A 15,971-nucleotide genomic window follows, 5' to 3' on the forward strand; every position below is an offset into this window, starting at 1 on the left:
ACGGCAGAGCGGACGTCGGGATGAGGGCAGGATCGGCAGATCAGGGGCCGCGTCGCGCAAAGGGTCCTCGGGCAGATTCCCCGGGAGCCGAGGGGCTCGGGTCCCTGAGCGGGACATCGGCGGCTGGCGAACGCAGGACAGGGACGATGGGGAGCATCATGGGATTTTTCCAGCTGATCCGGGCGGCCGCCATCGGCTGGTGGAACGACCGGGCCATGAGCCTTGGGGCGTCGATCGCCTTTTTCACGCTGTTCTCGCTCGCGCCCATGCTGCTCCTTGCCATCAGCGTGGTGGGCCTGGCCTATGGACGCGAGGCGGCCCAGGGCGCGGTGGTCGGTGAACTGGGCGGGCTGCTCGGGAAGGATGCGGCGGCGGCGCTCGAGGCGCTGATCGCGAGCGCCCGCGACGTCGGATCGGGCGTGATCGGGACAGCGGTGGGGGTCGTCACGTTCCTTGTCGTCGCGACCGGCGCGGTGTCGGAGATCCAGGACAACCTCAACATCATCTGGAAGGTCCAGGGATCGAGCTTCAGCCTGTGGTCGGTGCTGCGGACCCGGGTGCTGAGCCTCGCGCTCGTGCTGGGCATCGGGTTCCTGCTGCTGGTCTCGCTGCTCGTGGATGCGGCGATCTCGGTCATCGCGACCTACATCGAGGCCGGGTTCTCCGAGGGCCTCGCGGTGCTTCAGCTTCTCAACAGCGTGGCGTCCTTTCTGGTCGCCACCCTTCTGTTCGCCATGATTTTCAAGATACTGCCGGCGGTGGCGCTGGCCTGGCGCGACGTGGCGGCCGGGGCGGCCGTCACCGGGCTGCTCTTCACGGTCGGCAAGGTGCTGATCGGCCTCTACATCGGCCAGAGCGGCATTGCCTCGGGCTACGGGGCGGCGGCCTCGGTGATCACCATCATGCTCTGGATCTACTACTCCTCGCTGATCCTGCTCTTTGGAGCCGAATTCACCAAGGCGTTTGCCGAGACCCGGGGCAGCCACGCCCGCTGAGCCGACCCGTCCGGTCGACCCATGGGCGCTGGGACAGGAAATCAGCGGCCGGGACGGGAACGCCGGGCGCGCGATCGCGTTCGCGGCACATGGACGATGGTCGCCGATGGTCGCCACAACTGCGTTCGGGTGCCGCGCTCGGCTTTGCGCTGGGCGGGTTCTTCGACGGCATCCTCCTGCACCAGATCCTGCAATGGCACCACCTCCTGAGCCTGGTGCCGGGCGTGGGCGACTTGCGGCGGCAGGTGCTCTGGGATGGCGCCTTCCATGCGCTGATGTACCTGATCGCCGCGTTGGCCCTATGGCGGCTTTGGTCGGGATCGAGGAGGGCGGGCCTGCCGGGGCCGGCGGCGCTGGCCGGATCCCTGCTGATGGGGTTCGGGGCTTGGCACGCGGTCGATGCGGTGCTGTCGCACTGGATCCTCGGCATCCATCGCATCCGGGTGGACACGGCGGCCCCGCTGGCCTGGGACCTGGGCTGGCTCGCCGTCTTCGGTCTCGTGCCGCTGGGGCTGGGCTGGATGCTGCTGGGCCGGGACGGCAGCGGGCCGCGGCGCAGGGCCGGGCCGGCGGTGCTGGGACTTGCGCTGCTGACGGCAGGGCTGGGGGCCTGGGCTCTCCGGCCGAGCGGGACGCCCTACACGGTGGCCGTGTTCGGCGCCGGTCAGAGCGCAGCGCAGATCGAGGCGGGCCTGACGGAACTGGGTGCGCAGGTCGTCTGGGCCGGGCCATCGCTGGATGTCGTGGTCATCGACATGCCGCCGGAGCGACGCTGGTCGCTCTACCGGCAGGGCGCCTGGTTCGTCAGCGGCACGGGCGTCCCGGCCGGGTGCCTGGGCTGGAGCCGCCCCGGCGGGACCGACGCGTGACCGGGTCCCGGGCGGAGGCGGCCTGCCATTCCCGCTGATGCCGGCACGCGGGCCGCCCCGGCCTTCGGACGATCGCCCGAAGGCACCCGACCGATCCCGTCAGCGGCTGCGGCGGCCGATGGCGAGGGCGTAGGTCCAGGTCGGCACGACCACCCCCCGCGCGACCGAGAAGGACTCGGCGTCGCCCAGATACTCGAAGCCGTTGTTGGTCAGCACGCGGGCCGAGCCCTGGTTGTCCTGGAACACCTCGGCCACGATGGTCTCGTCCCCGTGCGGGTTCGCGGCGATCAGGGCGCCGACCGCCTCGCTCGCCAGGCCGGTGTTCCAGGCACCCGGGGCGATCCAGAAGCCGATCTCGCTTTGGCGGCGGTCCATCCGGGCGAGATGGATGAGGCCCAGCACCTCGCCCAGGCCCTGCGCGCTGCCGTCCAGCGCCCAGACATCCTCGGTCCGGTCCGGGTTCGTCGAGCGCGCCACGAGAGCCTCGGCGGCGCCGGGCGGGTAGGGGTGCGGGATCGAGCGGGTGTTGCAGGCCACCCGCCGGTCGCCCGCATAATGGGCGATCAGGCCCGCGTCGGATTTCCGCAACGGGCGCAGCACGAACCGGTCGGCCGCGATCACTGGTTGCGACAGGCTGGAATCGGGCTGCGTCGTGATGACGGTTTCAAGCATTCTGGTGTCCTCCCCCGACACCCCATGTCCCCGGCACAGATCGGGGATCCTGCCGGGCATCTACACCCCGGCTTGCGGCGAAAACGTGACATATGTGGGGGCGGCGCATTCGATTGCAGCCCCGTCCGGGGTTCCGGGCCTGGGGGTCCGGAAAAAGGAAAGGGGACCGGCCCTCCCGCCGGTCCCCCGTCCTGTGTCGTGCGGGCGCCTTACTCGGCGGCTTGGGCGGCGGGTGCCACGGACACGAAGGTCCGGCCCTTGAGACCCTTGCGGAAGGACACCTGGCCTTCGGAGGTCGCGAAGATGGTGTGGTCGGTCCCCATGCCCACGCCGGTGCCGGGCCAGATCTTGGTCCCGCGCTGGCGCACGATGATGTTGCCGGGGATCACGACTTCGCCGCCGTACTTCTTGACGCCGAGACGGCGGCCGGCGCTGTCGCGCCCGTTGCGGGAAGACCCGCCAGCTTTCTTGTGTGCCATAGGTAGCTCTCCTTAGGCTTGATCGGCCGAGTCGTTCGACCCGGCGGAGGTGGCGGCCAGCGCGGCGGCGGCTACGGCCGCGACGCCCACGGCAGCGGCGCCGACAAGGGCCGCGGTGCGGCCACGACGGGCCTTGGGCGCCGGCGTGGGGGCGGGCTCGTCCGCCGGGCGGGTCGAGGCGCCGATGGCGGCCTTGACGCCGGTCGAGTCAGCACCCGACGCGAGGATCTCGGTCACGCGGACGAGCGTGAGCTGCTGCCGGTGGCCCTTGGTCCGCTTGGACGAGTGCTTGCGGCGGCGGCGGACGAAGTGGATCGTCTTTTCGCCCTTGATCTGGTCGATGACGGTGGCCTGAACGGCGGCACCGGACACGAGGGGCGCGCCGATCTGGTCGCCGACGACCAGCACGTCGTTGAACTGGATCGTTTCGCCTGCTTCGGCGGCCAGCTTTTCGACCCGCAGGACATCGCCCTGCTGGACCCGGTACTGCTTGCCGCCGGTCTTGAGAACCGCGAACATCGGTTACTTCCTTTTCAAGTTCCGCGCCCTTCGGCCCCCCTGCTGGGGCGTTGTCGGACCTTGCGGGCCCGGCCTCGGACAGCGCGCCCCGATGGGGCGTCAGTTACGCATGAGCGCGGCCAAGGCAGCGCGACCCCACAAACGAATCCGCTTGCCGGGATGGCGGCTTATCTGCGCATGTGCGCGCTGAGTCAACCCGAAAGCAGGTGCGTTCCATGATCCGGTCCCTGTCGATCTGCCTTGTCCTTCTGCTCGGGGCCTGCACGCAGGGGGCCAATCCGGTCTCCCTCCTGAACCCGGCCGAGGCGCAACGGCGCGGCGCGGTCGAGGTGGCGGTGAAGTCCACCTTCCCGGGCATCCTGGACGAGATCGAGGCCGGCGGCGGCCCCGCGATCAGCGGGGCCATGGACGCCGCCGGCGTGCCGGCGCAGGACCGGCCCGCGCGACTCCTGCAGCTTCGCGGCGATCTCGGACTTTACGAATCGAATCCGGCCGCCTTGGCCGCCGCGCTGGTGGTCTACGGGCGCTAGCAAGGGCGGACGCGCGGCGCCGGCCCGGGCGCAGGGGAAGGGTCCTAGAGTTCCTCGGTCGCCATGAACCGCGCCGCCGCCAGGCCAAGGCTCCGCGACACCTCGACGAACTGCTCGTCGAAAGCCTGGAAGACGGCGTGGTTGAGCGCCTGGCCCGGCCCGCTCTGGGAGAACTCGATCAAAGCCTCGATGTCGGAGTCGGACGCAGGCTCGTAGGCCTTGAGGAGGAAGGCGTACACCCATTCCGTCGTGTCGGCGCGGATCTGGGATTCCTGCGACCAGACGTCGGACAGGAGATCCTCCTCGGCAAGGTTCGGGTTCATGGCCCCGCCGTTCATCAGCCCCTTCAGGTAGGCGTAGTTCGTGTTCATCGTGCCAGCCACGTTCGCCTCGATAAGGTCCGTGGATTCGGCATATCGCTGCAGGCGTTCCAACCGGGGCGACTCCTCTGCCATCGCCACGGCTGCGGCCTCCTTGGCCGCCTGCTCGACATCGTCGTCGATCATCTCCTCCCGCGCCGAGACCTCGAGAGCGGTCAGGGACCGGCCGGGCTCGGATTCGAGGAAGGCGCGCATGGCGGCCGTATCCTCGCCGGCGAGCGTCTGGACGAGGGAGTCGAGGAGTTCCGACTTGAGGTGCTCGGCGTCGTAGATCGAGGCGACCGCGCCGTTCCAGGCGGCCGGTTCGGCGCCGGGTCCGAACATGGTCGCCGCGATGGCGCTGCCATGCTCCTGGCCCTCGCGGACGACGACATCGACCACCTCGGGGATGAGGAGCGCCTCGTAGATCGCGCGGACATCGTCCGGGGCCGACGGATCCGAAGCGGGCTGGGGCTCGGCCGATTGGGCCAGAACAGGTCCGGCCGCGAGCAGGAGGACGCTGACAGATCGAAGGAACATCGCATGGCTCCGCAGGGGCTTGAGGCCGCTGCACGGCCCGTTCCCTGCGAAGATAGGCCCGGCGCGTTGAGCCGCCAAGCAACCCCGTCGATGCCTGACGCGAACGTCATGACGTCGAGAACGCCCGAAGGGGGTTGCACCTGCCTGCGGCTCAGACTAGACGGGGCCTCGGCCGCGGAGAGATGCCGGAGCGGTCGAACGGGGCGGTCTCGAAAACCGTTAGGGGTGCAAGCCCCTCCAGGGTTCGAATCCCTGTCTCTCCGCCAACTTACTTCCTAAGGTGCTGTCTTATATGGCAGTTACAGCGCCCTGCCGATTTTACCCATCATGCTACCCGCCATCACGGAAGCTACCGGCTCGGAGGCGGGTGGCAAGGCGGCGGCCATCGCATACACCCTGATCGAGACGGCCAAGCTTAACGTCATCGACCCACAGGCTTGGCTCGCCGACACCCTGGCGCGCCTGCCTGACCACAAGATCACGAGGATCGATGAGCTACTCCCCTGGTCCTGGCGGCCGTAGCGGTCACGCTGGACAGTTCCTGCGGCGCCGAGCCTTCGTCCGGACCTGTATCTTAAGTGACACTGGCTGCTACCTAGATGGGCTGCACGGCCGTTGGCAAGCCGTGGGCCGGTTCGACGGCGTCCTCGACACGGAAGGCCTTCCCGAGGAACCAGCCTCCTGCATCGCTTATCCTTTCGACCACGCTGAACAGCGACGGTACGAAGAGGAGGGAGAGCAGGGTCGAGAGCAGCAGGCCCCCGATCACCGCGATAGCCATGGGTGCGCGGAACTCGCCACCGGTGCTATGGGCAAGGGCCGAGGGCACCATACCCGCGGCCATTGCAATGGTGGTCATGATGATGGGTCGCGCCCGCTTGTGGCCCGCCTCAATCATCGCAGTGGCCCGGTCAGTACCGTTCCGGGACGCCTCGAGGGCGAACTCTACGAGCATGATGGCGTTCTTGGTCACGATGCCCATCAGCATTAGGAAGCCGATTACCACCGACAGCCCAATGCCCGCACCGTAGAGGTAGAGGGCGAAGATAGCGCCGCCGATGGCCAGCGGCAGCGACAGGAGGATTGTGACAGGCGTCACGAAGCTGCCGAACAGAAGCACGAGCACCACGTAAACGAGCAGGACCCCCGCCCCCATCGCCAGCGCAAAGCTCGAGAAGACTTCGTTCATGGTCTCCACATCGCCGGCAGCCTGGATCGATGTCCCCTCGGGCATCGCGGCGGCGATAGGGAGTTGCATGATGGCCTGGTTTGCGGGGCCAAGGACTGCGCCTTCGGCCAGGTCGGCCTCAACAGCGACTCGGTAGCTCTGATCGTAGCGCTCGATGACGCTCGGCCCCGTGGCGAGGCGGATGTCGGCTAGGACCGCGAAGGGGACCTGTGCTCCGGTGGAAGAGCGCACACGCAGGCCAATAAGTTGCGAAAGATCGTTGCGCGCAGCCTCAGCCAAGCGCACCCGGATGGGGATCTGCTCCTCGCCTGCATCGAACTGCGCGAGGTTGGAGTCGCTATCGCCCAACGTCGCCACTCTGATGGTTGAAGCTAAGGTCACCGCGTTGACCCCCAGCTCGGCAGCGATCTCAGGCCGGGGGGTGATCTGGATCTCTGGCCGTACTAGGGCCGCCTCGGTCGAGACAGCACGCAATTCGGGCAGTGTCTTCATTTCCTGAGCAAGCGCCCGTGCGGCCGTCGAAGCCGCGACCTCGGTGTCGCCCAGCACGTTGATGGATATGTCGCGCTGCTGGTTCTCGTTCAGCAGGAAAAGTCGGACGTCGGGAATATCCGCCACGCGTGCTGCAATCTCTTGGTCAATCTCTGCGCCGGCGCGCTCGCGCGCTTCCTTCTCGCCGTAGTTGATCTGCACGTTGACGGCAGTCGCGGAGGAGCCGTCGACGAAGATGCCCTCGACCTCCGGGATCTCAGCGAGGAGGTTGGTGACCTCTTGTCCCACGGCCCGGGCTTCCGCGAGCGTGGAGCCGGGCGGTAGTTCGATCGAGATGGCCGCACGGCCGGTGTCGCTGGCCGGGATAAACTCGGTCGGCAGAAGCGTGGCGGAGTAGATGGAGCCCGCGAAGACGAAGATACCCAAGACAAGGGTCACAAGGCGGTGGCGCAGGGTCCAGCCGAGAATGCGGAGGTAGTTCCGCATGAGCCAACCATCTGGTGTCTCGTGTCCTGCTCTATGGCTTCGCAGGAAATAGGCTGCGAACATAGGCGTGATGAGGCGTGCCACGAGCAGCGAAAACAGCACCGCGACCGCCACGGTGATCCCAAACTGCTTGAAGTACTGGCCGGCAATACCGGGCATGAAGCTCACGGGGGCAAAGACCGCCACAATGGTGAAGCTGATGGCGATCACCGTGGTACCGATCTCGGCCGCAGCCTCCATGGCAGCATCGAAGGCCCGCTGGCCGGCTTGGATGTGGCGGACGATATTCTCGATCTCGACGATGGCATCGTCCACCAGGATCCCAGTCACGAGTGTAATCCCGAGGAGGCTCACGGTGTTGAGCGAGAAGCCCAGCAGATCCATCACGATGAACGTGGGGATGATCGACAGCGGCAACGCGACCGCTGTCACAATCGTGGCGCGCCAATCACGAAGGAACAGGAACACAACGATGATGGCCAGGGCCGCGCCCTCGTAGAGCGTGTCCATGGCGGAATGGTAGTTGGCCTCGGTGTAGACGGTCGCGTCGTCCACAAGCGCGAAGCGTGTGTCGGTATACCGCTCCGCCAGCGCGGCGAGCCGCTCCTTGACCGCCTCGGCCGCAACGAGGTCGCTCTCGCCCGTGGCGCGGAAGACGCCGAAAGCCACCACGGGTTGGCCATCAAAGAGCGCGAAGTTCTCGGCCTCGCTCGCGCCGTCGCTGATCGTGCCCAGTTGGTCGAGCCGGATCGTGTCCCCGGTGCCAAGGCGGATCGCGGTCTGCCCAAGCGCACGAACGGAGGCCGCTGAGCCCAGTGCCCGGATCGAGTATTCCTGTCCGGCTAGATCCCCCTCGCCGCTTCCCACATCCGCGTTGCTCTGCGCCACCTGAGCGTTCACGTCGGCGGCAGTGAGCCCGAAGGCGAGGAGACGGTTCGGGTCGAGTTCTACCCGGATCTCGCGCTCGGCCCCGCCCAGGCGCGTGACCCGGCCCACACCCGCGGCAGCCTGGAGCTCACGGGCGACGACCTCGTCCACAAAGTAGGACAGCTCCTCGATCGAGCGGGTGGGATCGGAGACGGCATAGGTCAGAATGGCGCCGCCTGTCACATCGAGGCGCTGTACGACGGGCTCAGTCACATCGTCAGGGAGCTCTTGGCGAATGCTGGAGATTGCGTCCTTGACGTCGTTGACGGCCCGGTCGGTGTCCGTGCCGATCTCGAACTCGATCGTGAGCCTTGCCGCACCGTCGTTGGCTGTGGCTGAGACGTGACGTACACCATCCACGTCCCGCACCTCGGCCTCGATCGGCTGGACGATCTGGCCCACAACTTCGGAGGGAGCCGCACCGGCCAGGTCCACCGAAACCGTCACGATCGGAATGTCAACGTTCGGCATCTGCGTGACTGGCATCCGCAGGAAGCTCACAAGACCGGCCAAGCAAAGGACAAGAAAGAGCGCGATGGGCGTGACGGGCCGTCGGATTCCCCAGGCTGACAGGTTCATTGGTCTTCTCCTGTGTGGTCGTCCGTCAGAACGGGACGGATCACGTCGCCGTCGCTGAAGAAGGCGGCAGCGCGGGCCACGACCTGATCGCCGGGCTCGAGGCCCGAAACGACCTCGCGCCACTCCTCCCACAATAGACCTGCAACCACAGGCTGCCGCTCGATCACACCGTCCTGAACACGAAGGACATAGCTCTCCTCGGCATCGGTGATGACGGCCGAGGCCGGAACGGCAAGCGCGTCGCGCTCCGCGACGGCGATCCAGCCCGCCGCAAAAAGACCAGGCCGCAGGCCTTCGCGCGCTTCAAGCCGGATGCGGACTGTGCCGAGGCGGTTGGCTGGGTCCACGACGGGCGAGACCAACCGGACGCTGCCCTCCAGTGGATCGAGGCCGGCCACCTCAAGCTCGACCGGGTCGTCCACCGCGATCAGACCAAGTTCCGTCTCCACGACCTCGGCTTCCACCTCGACGAGGCCATCGCGAATGATGCGATAAATGGGCTCCCCGCCCAAGCTGGTCATGGAGCCGATCTGGCCGTTGCGGACTGAGATGAGCCCTTTCACTGGCGCCGTGATCTCGGCATGCTCGAGGTTAATACGAGCAAGGTCGAGAGCCGCCTGTGCCTGCTGAAACTGCGCAGCCGCCATGCCAAAGCCATCCTGGGCCGAAGCGAGAGAAGCGGCGGCAGTCAGCGCAGCCGCCGTCGCATCGTCCAGGTTGGCCTGGGTGGCCGTGCCATTCTCGTGCAGGGCCTTCGTGCGGTCGAGCGCCTGGTTCACTTGGCTCACCGTCGCCTCGGAGGAGGCAATGGCGTTACGCGCCTGCCGCATGCCGGCGACCGCTCTTGCGTTCTCTGCTTCGGCCTGAGCCAGTTGTCTCCGGAGCGCGTGGTCGTCCAAGTGAGCGATAAGCTGTCCCGTCTCGACGTGGTCGCCGACATCCACATAGAGCCCAATGATGGGATATCCGCTGATCTCCGGATAGACCAGCACCTCCTCCCGAGGAATAAGCGTGCCTGCGATGGCGACCCTCTGGACCAGTGCGCGCTCCGCCGCCAGGGCGACCGTCACCGCAGGGACCACTCCCTCGCCCTGCTCCTCGCCTCCTTGCGCCAAGAGCGATGAGGGAGCGAGCCCCGGCACGAGACTGCTGAAAACAACAATGCTGACCGGAACAACGAACCTCTGAATCCCTGACATGAACGGACTCCTATGTTCTGTCGACCTCATCCGAGGTATCTCGGCGGTCGTGTTCGCTGTCGACGATGACCTCCAGCGGCTTGGGTGTTGGGCTGCACTGGCTCTTGAGAGGGTGCCAGATCTCCACTTCCTGCGTTTGGACTATATCACATTTGCAAGCGACATGCGCGGGGATCCTGCCACCCAGCAGGCCATGGTTCTGGTTCACCATCATCGGCCGAGAATGGGGCCGTTCCTCAGTTCACTTCGGCCCTGGGCACCAAGCACTCATCTTCGGCGGCGAAATCCTAACCACTGGCCTGATGAGTTGTAGCGGCCAGACCAGACGTGTGTGGACGCCCCCTGGGATGCAAGTGATACTTGGCACGATCGGGCATGTGGTCAGGTGCGGTCGTGTGTCCGGCCTCGAAGATGCGGCCTGTCATGCGCCGCGGGCCTGTATGGAGATATGCAGGTCAGGCCCAGTTCGCTTACCCGCGCTCGATGGCGCTCCGTCCGGAATGCTGGTTCGCCCGACCCGGTCTCGTGACCGTCTGCCCTTACGTTCCTTCGCTCCTCTCACATCCTCGGCGACAACCCGACGATCCTGGCCTAGGCGGCCGCCATCGCCGGATCCCTGTAGACCTCTCCCTTGTTCATGAGCGCCCAGGCGACACGGGCCATGCGGTTGGCCAGCGCCACGGCCACCAGCATCTTCGGCTTGCGCGCCAGCATCCGCGCAAGCCACGAGCCCTCGGGGAGGCCCTTGCGCGCGGCCCATCGCACCACCGCCACCGCGCCAATGATCAGCAGCCGCCGGATGTCCTTCTGGCCCATCTTCGACGTTCGGCCCAGCCGGTCCTTGCCCCCGCTCGAGTGCTGTCTCGGCGTCAGGCCAACCCAGGCGGCGAAGTCGCGGCCTTTCGAGAAGGTCTCCATGGGCGGCGCAAAGGTGGTGATCGCCGCTGCGGTGATGGCGCCCACGCCCGGGATCGTTGTCAGCCGTCGCGCCGCATCGTCGGCGGCCGCACGGCGACGAAGCTCGGCATCGAGGTCCGCGATCTTCGCAGCCAGACCAGCGATCTGGTCCAGCATAAGGCGCGCCAGGTCGCGCACCGCCGCAGGCAGCAGCCCATCATCCCCCTCGATGACGGCCGCGAGACGCCCGACATGCGCCGGACCGGTGGGGGCGACGATGCCCTGCTCGGCCAGATGCGCACGCAGGGCATTGATCGTCTGCGTGCGCTGGCGAACTAGCAGGTCTCGGGTGCGGTAAGCCATCGCTGCGGCCTGCTGGGCCTCAGACTTCACGGCCACGAACCGCATGGTCGGCCGCGATGCGGCTTCCGTAATCGCCTCGGCATCGGCCATGTCGTTCTTCTGCCTCTTCACGAACGGCTTCACATAGGCCGGCGGGATCAGCCGCACCTCGTGGCCGAGATCGCCAATAGCCCGGCCCCAGTAATGCGCACTGGCGCAAGCCTCCATCGCCACCACGCACCGCGGCTGCCGGCCAAGGAACTCCAGCAGCTGCGCACGCGATAGCTTGCGCCGAAAGACCACAGACCCATCGACCCCGGCGCCGTGCGCCTGAAACACGTTCTTGGCCAGATCCAAGCCGATGATGCTAACCTCTCCCATGGACGCCCTCCTCCTAGCGGTGCTTCAACACCCGCTACCTTGGCACATCGATGCCGTCGGGGGGCGTCCACCCCATCGCTTACCTTCTGCAGGCTGTGAAACTTGTTCCTCGGAGGACCTATCTCCGATAGCCCGGGCCAAGCTCGGCCTGGGTTGTGGCGAGGTGCAGTGAGACCTCCTGGCAGGCCTAGCGGTCAGGCCGGACGCTTACGCCAGCAGCGCACGAAGTGCACGACTGCCAAGTTTCACTTGGCCGTTAGTGGCACTCGGACCGGCTCTCATCCGACAAACCGCAAGAAGGGCAATGTCAAACGCCCACTCTGGCTCCGAACTGAAAGCCGATCGGCCGATAGCTCGGCGTCGATAAGCAAAGCTAGTTGCCGTTTCCAAGAGGAGTTTCGAGGAGTCGTATTTCGAACTGTAATTCCGTCACCTGCTCGCGGAGCCTCTCAATCTCCTGCTGGCTCTCGGCTAACAGCGCTGCTTGAGTTTGGGCCAATGCGCTGTCTACCTCTTCTCGGGCAGCTGTAGTAAAGGCTTCCTGAAGTAGGTCAGAGGCATCGAGGCAGTGACCTTCCTTGACCGTTCCGCTCCGAACTAGAACGGCCTTTCCGACTTTCTCGCCAGCAATGGTTCGTGGGGCATCTACCAACGAAACCTGCAGTATGTCTCCCTCAGATAGTAACGCCAAGCGACCGCTTCCCTCGCTCACCTGCCAGTTTCGCCATGCGCCTATTCCATGAAGCTGTCCCCGGCCATCGTGCTGCAGAACCGGCATCATCAGTTCCCCTTCGAAATAGCAGACCATGGCCGCAGCTGAGCGTAAGGTCTCAAGAGCTGCCGACCGTTGCTCCTCTGCTCGCGCAATCCCGTTCCAAGCAATCACAAGCGTCGCGGCACTCAGCAGGCGGAGCATCATAAACCTTCCTATAAGGGCAGCTAACCGAGCGTATCGCGTCTTGGACGATGTTGCTATCCAACTGCTTGTCGACTTCCTCCGGCGTTTCCGCTTGCTGCCACGCCGCCCACCGCTGCCGCTGGGCCTCGGCTATCTTGGCCCGCCCTTCGGCCGTCCTCGGCCCTGTGCTCTTGCCGCCGTGGAACTTGCAGCGTCGCCGTCCGGGCTCGCTCTTGAGGCGGCAGGGCAGCCCCTTGCGGGTGCGTGCCCCACAAGGAACCCGAAGCTTGGCGTTGCGCTGGGCCTCCCGCTCTCGCAGGCGAGCACCGCTGACCTCGGCCTCCCGACCCAGGCTGGCCTGCCAGGGGTCAGGGGCGGTAAGACCCCATGCCCGCGCGCGCGCATTTGGTGTCCGAAAAACCATCAGCCCGAGCGCCTGGCGCAGCCGGCGGGGGGCGTGGCCGTGCATCGGGACCGCGGCCTTGCGCTCCCAATACTGCACGGTGTCCCGGCTCAGGCCGCACAGCGCCGCAAGGCGGACCTGCGAGAGCCCAGCGGCCTTGCGGTGCGCCCGCAGCGCCGCCCCGGTCAGGACGGTTGCACCCTTACCCTGGCTCATGCCGCGTTCCGTTCGTGGATCATTGCCAAGGCTGAGGCGGGCCACTCAACAACCATCCGCGCGAGACGTGGGACTGTCGGTCCGGCAGCCGTTGCTGCTCCACCAAAGAGGCGCTGGGCTCGCTCCACGCGCCAGCGGGACCTCCGATAAGCCATAGCCCTTTCGCACGGCCTAGCCACGGTGTGGCACGGGGCTCGGCAACCCCGTGCACGTGCTATTCGTGCTATTCGTGCGATTTCGGGCGGCGCAGAGGTGGGTGGATTAGCACGGGTCGCACGAATAGCACGGCTCCCTGCCGCCACGTCGCTCGCCACGGTCATGAGAGCGTCGTTCATTCGGACGCCTCCCGGACGACGCGGAAGGCTTCCCTTCGACTCTTGCCGCGCACGGTCGCACCTTGCTCCAGCGTCACCAGCCAGCCCGCCTCCACCAGCCGTGCCGTTGCCTTGCTGGCCGTCGGGCGGTCCCGCAATGCTCGGACCGGGGCATATCGCAGGATGTCGCTGGGCAGCACCTCGGGTTCGCGCCAAGTCTCGACGAGCCAGCGCCGCAGCCGTTCGGCCTGCTCCACCTCGGGAGCCATGGCGGCGCCGTCCGCCAGTCGGGCGGCTTCGGACAGGTAGAAGTCGGCAAGCGCGATGGCGTCGGCCATGGTGTCGGGCTGCACCTCGCCTGCGCCCAAGTTACCCCAGAGGGTCAGCACGCCCGCAATGCGTGCCGCCTGCTCGGCCGACTTGCTGGCGTAGCCCGTGACGTGGGCCAGGTCGCCGCCAGGCGCCTGCCGGGTCTCCACCTCATCCGAGAAGCGCACCAGCAGCGCGCGAGCCTCAGTCGCCAGCGGCAGGTGGCGAGGGGTCAGCTCGCGGGTGTCCGGGTCCGTCATCGGCATGGCTTGGGCCAGAATGGTTCGCAGCCGCTGGGCAAAGGCCTCAACCGGCCGAGGGTCCGTCCTCAGCGTCGCGGACAGGCGCCGACCGATGGTGCTGGGCGGCTCACAAATCAGGAAGCGCGGCAGAAAGCCGGTGCCCCCCGCCAGACTGTCGGCCATGAACGCGCGCGCCACCACCGGCTGCACCATGAGGTGAACCGCCAGCCTCCGGCCAAAGAGCGTGTAGGAGCCTTCACCCGCGCGCGTGCGCCGGATCGGGTTGCCGCCCCACAGATCGTTGAGGGCGGCCAGGGTCTTTTGCCGGTTCTCGGCTCCCATGCCGTGCCCGCCCAGGAACTGCCCGCCCTCATCCGAAAAGATGCCAAGCGACGGCTGCCCCTGAGCAAAGAGCCGGGTCAGGCCCTCGAAGGTGGGCTCGGTCACGGTGCGGTCCTGCGACGGGGGCGCGGCGGGCTCTGCGCCCAGCGCGGCCAGATCGGCTTGCGCGGCTGTCCGCTTCTCGCCCTTGCCCCGCTTGGCCTCAGTCAGGATTCGCTCGCGCTCGCCCTTCCAGAGCGCGTGCCGGTTCTGCCAGGCCGTGACCTCCTCGCGCAGGGCGCGGTTGGCCTCGCGCTCATGCTCGCGCAGGCCTTCCATGAGGGGACGGTCGCATGACGACTTGCGCGCCCCGCTCTCCGCAATGGTGAGGGCATAAACCGACAAGGGCGCAGGCCCGCCCAGCGCCTCGACATCGGCGTGGGCCTGCACGGCTAAAGACGCCACAGACAGGGCCGATTGCGCGGGGATGGCCATGGGGGCTCCGGTCATGGCCTGCACAGCCTCCACAGCTGCCCGCAGCGGCCCCAGCGCCTCGAGAGGATAAGGGCGGCCGGGCGGCACGTCGCGCACCAGCGGTTGTGGCCCCTCCGGCCGGAAGGGGATCGGTTGCACGACCGTCATGCGGCGGTCCTTTCCTGCAATATGTCGTTCCAGTCGCGCCCCTCGGGCGCGGGCAGCAGGCTCACGGACCAGCCCAGGCGCGCGGCGTGGCGGGCGAGGTAGTCCCCCGCCTTCTGCCCCGCCTGGTCGCCGTCCATGGCCACGATCAACTCGCCGGGCTCGGGTGGAAGGCGCAGGCTGGTGAAGCCCGAGGCGCTCAGGGCTGCCCAGACCGTCGCTGGGCCGCGCAGAAGGCCACTGGCGAGGCTCAGGGCCGTCTCGATCCCCTCCGCCACCACGAGCGGCCCAGGTCCGCCGGCGAGGCGCACAGCCCCGCCGCGCACGCTCCCCAGCATCGCTTTCGTGGGCTCCACGTCGGCCTTGCCGCTCCCATCCGGGCGCAGGTAGGTCCGGTGAACGGCAGGCCCGTCCCCTCCCTCCACGAGCGCCACCATGGCGGGCCAGCGCCGGGCACTTGGATGCCAGGCCTCCGGGTGGAAGCGCAGAGAGGGTGGCAGGGCGCAGGTGATGCCCCGCGCCCGCAGGTAGGTCTCGGCCGGGGTGCCCGTGATGGGGCCAGCCTCCTGCCATGCGGCCAGGGCCTGCGCTGCCCGGCGCTGGGCGTCGGCACGCTCCTCAGCCTCCCAACGGGCCGACGCTGTCAGATCCGATTGAGGCTGAACGTCCCCTGTCCCAAGCAGCCCGAGGCCGCGCAGGGCACCTAGGATGTCCGAGAACTCGCATCCCGCGTGGCAGCGCAACAGAAGGCGTGCGTCCGCGCCGGTGGACAGGCTGAGGCTGGGCGAGCGGTCATCGTGGGCGGGGCAGCGTGCGAGCCCGTAGCGGCCGTGCCAGCGCCCGCCCATCGCCCGGGTCAGGGTGCGGGCGTCGCTCATTCGTCGCCCCCTTCACCATAGGCCAGGAGAGCGACTAGGGTCGCCTGGGCTGTCGTGAGGCCGAAGCGATGACGCAGGCGGGCGTTGCGCAGAGCCATCATGCCTCGCCCTCCGCGGCCAGCGCACGGGCGGAGGGCGGGAAACGCAGAGCCGTGCGATGCAGGTCGCAAAGGATCCGCCGGCCATAACGAGATTTCAGGCGATGGCAGGACGCGGCCAGCCGCCAGCCACGCACCTCCCGAAACTCCGTGCGGTGATCGTTGGTCCGGCCTTCGAGAAGGGCGCAACAAGCACAA

General features: G+C 67.4%; 14 protein-coding genes, 1 tRNA gene and 1 pseudogene. 5 read left to right on the top strand and 11 right to left on the bottom strand.

Annotation, left to right across the window (positions count from 1 at the left end):
- The first annotated feature begins 158 nt into the window (after window positions 1-158).
- A complete protein-coding gene (locus J3P31_RS01465; RefSeq protein ID WP_210526578.1) occupies window positions 159-995 on the top strand; it encodes a YihY/virulence factor BrkB family protein in 837 nt (278 codons plus the stop codon).
- 89 nt (window positions 996-1,084) lie between these two features.
- Entirely contained in the window at window positions 1,085-1,864 is a 780-nt protein-coding gene (locus J3P31_RS01470; RefSeq protein ID WP_210526580.1) for a DUF2243 domain-containing protein, read from the top strand.
- A 99-nt stretch (window positions 1,865-1,963) separates the two neighbouring features.
- Here the strand turns inward: J3P31_RS01470 and J3P31_RS01475 are convergent, their stop codons facing one another.
- The 3 genes from J3P31_RS01475 to rplU form a co-directional block, all read right to left on the bottom strand.
- The gene (locus J3P31_RS01475) at window positions 1,964-2,536 is read right to left on the bottom strand and encodes a GNAT family N-acetyltransferase (RefSeq protein WP_210526582.1); all 573 of its coding nucleotides are present in this window, start codon (window positions 2,534-2,536) and stop codon (window positions 1,964-1,966) included.
- A gap of 209 nt (window positions 2,537-2,745) precedes the next feature.
- A complete protein-coding gene (gene rpmA, locus J3P31_RS01480; protein WP_210526584.1) occupies window positions 2,746-3,015 on the bottom strand; it encodes a 50S ribosomal protein L27 in 270 nt (89 codons plus the stop codon).
- A 12-nt stretch (window positions 3,016-3,027) separates the two neighbouring features.
- The gene (gene rplU, locus J3P31_RS01485; protein WP_210526585.1) at window positions 3,028-3,534 is read right to left on the bottom strand and encodes a 50S ribosomal protein L21; all 507 of its coding nucleotides are present in this window, start codon (window positions 3,532-3,534) and stop codon (window positions 3,028-3,030) included.
- 215 nt (window positions 3,535-3,749) lie between these two features.
- On the opposite strand from rplU, the gene J3P31_RS01490 reads away from it, so the two are divergent.
- Window positions 3,750-4,064, top strand: coding sequence for a hypothetical protein (locus J3P31_RS01490; RefSeq protein WP_210526586.1), 315 nt, complete (start codon window positions 3,750-3,752; stop codon window positions 4,062-4,064).
- Between the two features lie 44 nt (window positions 4,065-4,108).
- Here J3P31_RS01490 and J3P31_RS01495 read toward each other — a convergent pair whose 3' ends face one another.
- Complete coding sequence (locus J3P31_RS01495; protein ID WP_210526594.1) at window positions 4,109-4,963, bottom strand: DUF2059 domain-containing protein; 855 nt, start codon at window positions 4,961-4,963, stop codon at window positions 4,109-4,111.
- Window positions 4,964-5,139: 176 nt separating this feature from the next.
- On the opposite strand from J3P31_RS01495, the gene J3P31_RS01500 reads away from it, so the two are divergent.
- Window positions 5,140-5,229: transfer RNA gene (locus J3P31_RS01500), tRNA-Ser, on the top strand.
- Between the two features lie 88 nt (window positions 5,230-5,317).
- A pseudogene (locus J3P31_RS01505) lies at window positions 5,318-5,485 on the top strand (transposase domain-containing protein); the annotation flags it as partial.
- 73 nt (window positions 5,486-5,558) lie between these two features.
- On the opposite strand, the gene J3P31_RS01510 reads toward J3P31_RS01505, so the two are convergent.
- From J3P31_RS01510 to J3P31_RS01540, 7 genes are all read right to left on the bottom strand, one after another.
- Entirely contained in the window at window positions 5,559-8,636 is a 3,078-nt protein-coding gene (locus tag J3P31_RS01510; RefSeq protein WP_210526596.1) for an efflux RND transporter permease subunit, read from the bottom strand.
- Window positions 8,633-9,835 carry an efflux RND transporter periplasmic adaptor subunit gene (locus J3P31_RS01515; protein ID WP_210526603.1) on the bottom strand — a complete coding sequence of 401 codons (1,203 nt, stop codon included), beginning with the start codon at window positions 9,833-9,835 and terminating at the stop codon, window positions 8,633-8,635. Before J3P31_RS01515 ends, J3P31_RS01510 begins: the two co-directional genes overlap by 4 nt.
- Window positions 9,836-10,426: 591 nt before the next feature.
- Complete coding sequence (locus J3P31_RS01520; RefSeq protein ID WP_210526605.1) at window positions 10,427-11,455, bottom strand: IS110 family RNA-guided transposase; 1,029 nt, start codon at window positions 11,453-11,455, stop codon at window positions 10,427-10,429.
- 373 nt (window positions 11,456-11,828) lie between these two features.
- Window positions 11,829-12,371: a hypothetical protein gene (locus J3P31_RS01525; RefSeq protein WP_210526873.1), complete on the bottom strand. Its 543-nt coding sequence runs from the start codon at window positions 12,369-12,371 to the stop codon at window positions 11,829-11,831.
- Window positions 12,286-12,972, bottom strand: a complete 687-nt coding sequence (locus tag J3P31_RS21715; RefSeq protein ID WP_210526607.1) for an HGGxSTG domain-containing protein — start codon at window positions 12,970-12,972, stop codon at window positions 12,286-12,288. Before J3P31_RS21715 ends, J3P31_RS01525 begins: the two co-directional genes overlap by 86 nt.
- 331 nt (window positions 12,973-13,303) lie before the next feature.
- Window positions 13,304-14,800: a YfjI family protein gene (locus J3P31_RS01535; protein WP_210526609.1), complete on the bottom strand. Its 1,497-nt coding sequence runs from the start codon at window positions 14,798-14,800 to the stop codon at window positions 13,304-13,306.
- Window positions 14,797-15,675 carry a DUF7146 domain-containing protein gene (locus J3P31_RS01540; protein ID WP_210526611.1) on the bottom strand — a complete coding sequence of 293 codons (879 nt, stop codon included), beginning with the start codon at window positions 15,673-15,675 and terminating at the stop codon, window positions 14,797-14,799. Before J3P31_RS01540 ends, J3P31_RS01535 begins: the two co-directional genes overlap by 4 nt.
- Window positions 15,676-15,971 lie beyond the last annotated feature (296 nt).

This window comes from Rubellimicrobium arenae, from assembly GCF_017916275.1.
GTDB lineage: Bacteria > Pseudomonadota > Alphaproteobacteria > Rhodobacterales > Rhodobacteraceae > Rubellimicrobium > Rubellimicrobium arenae.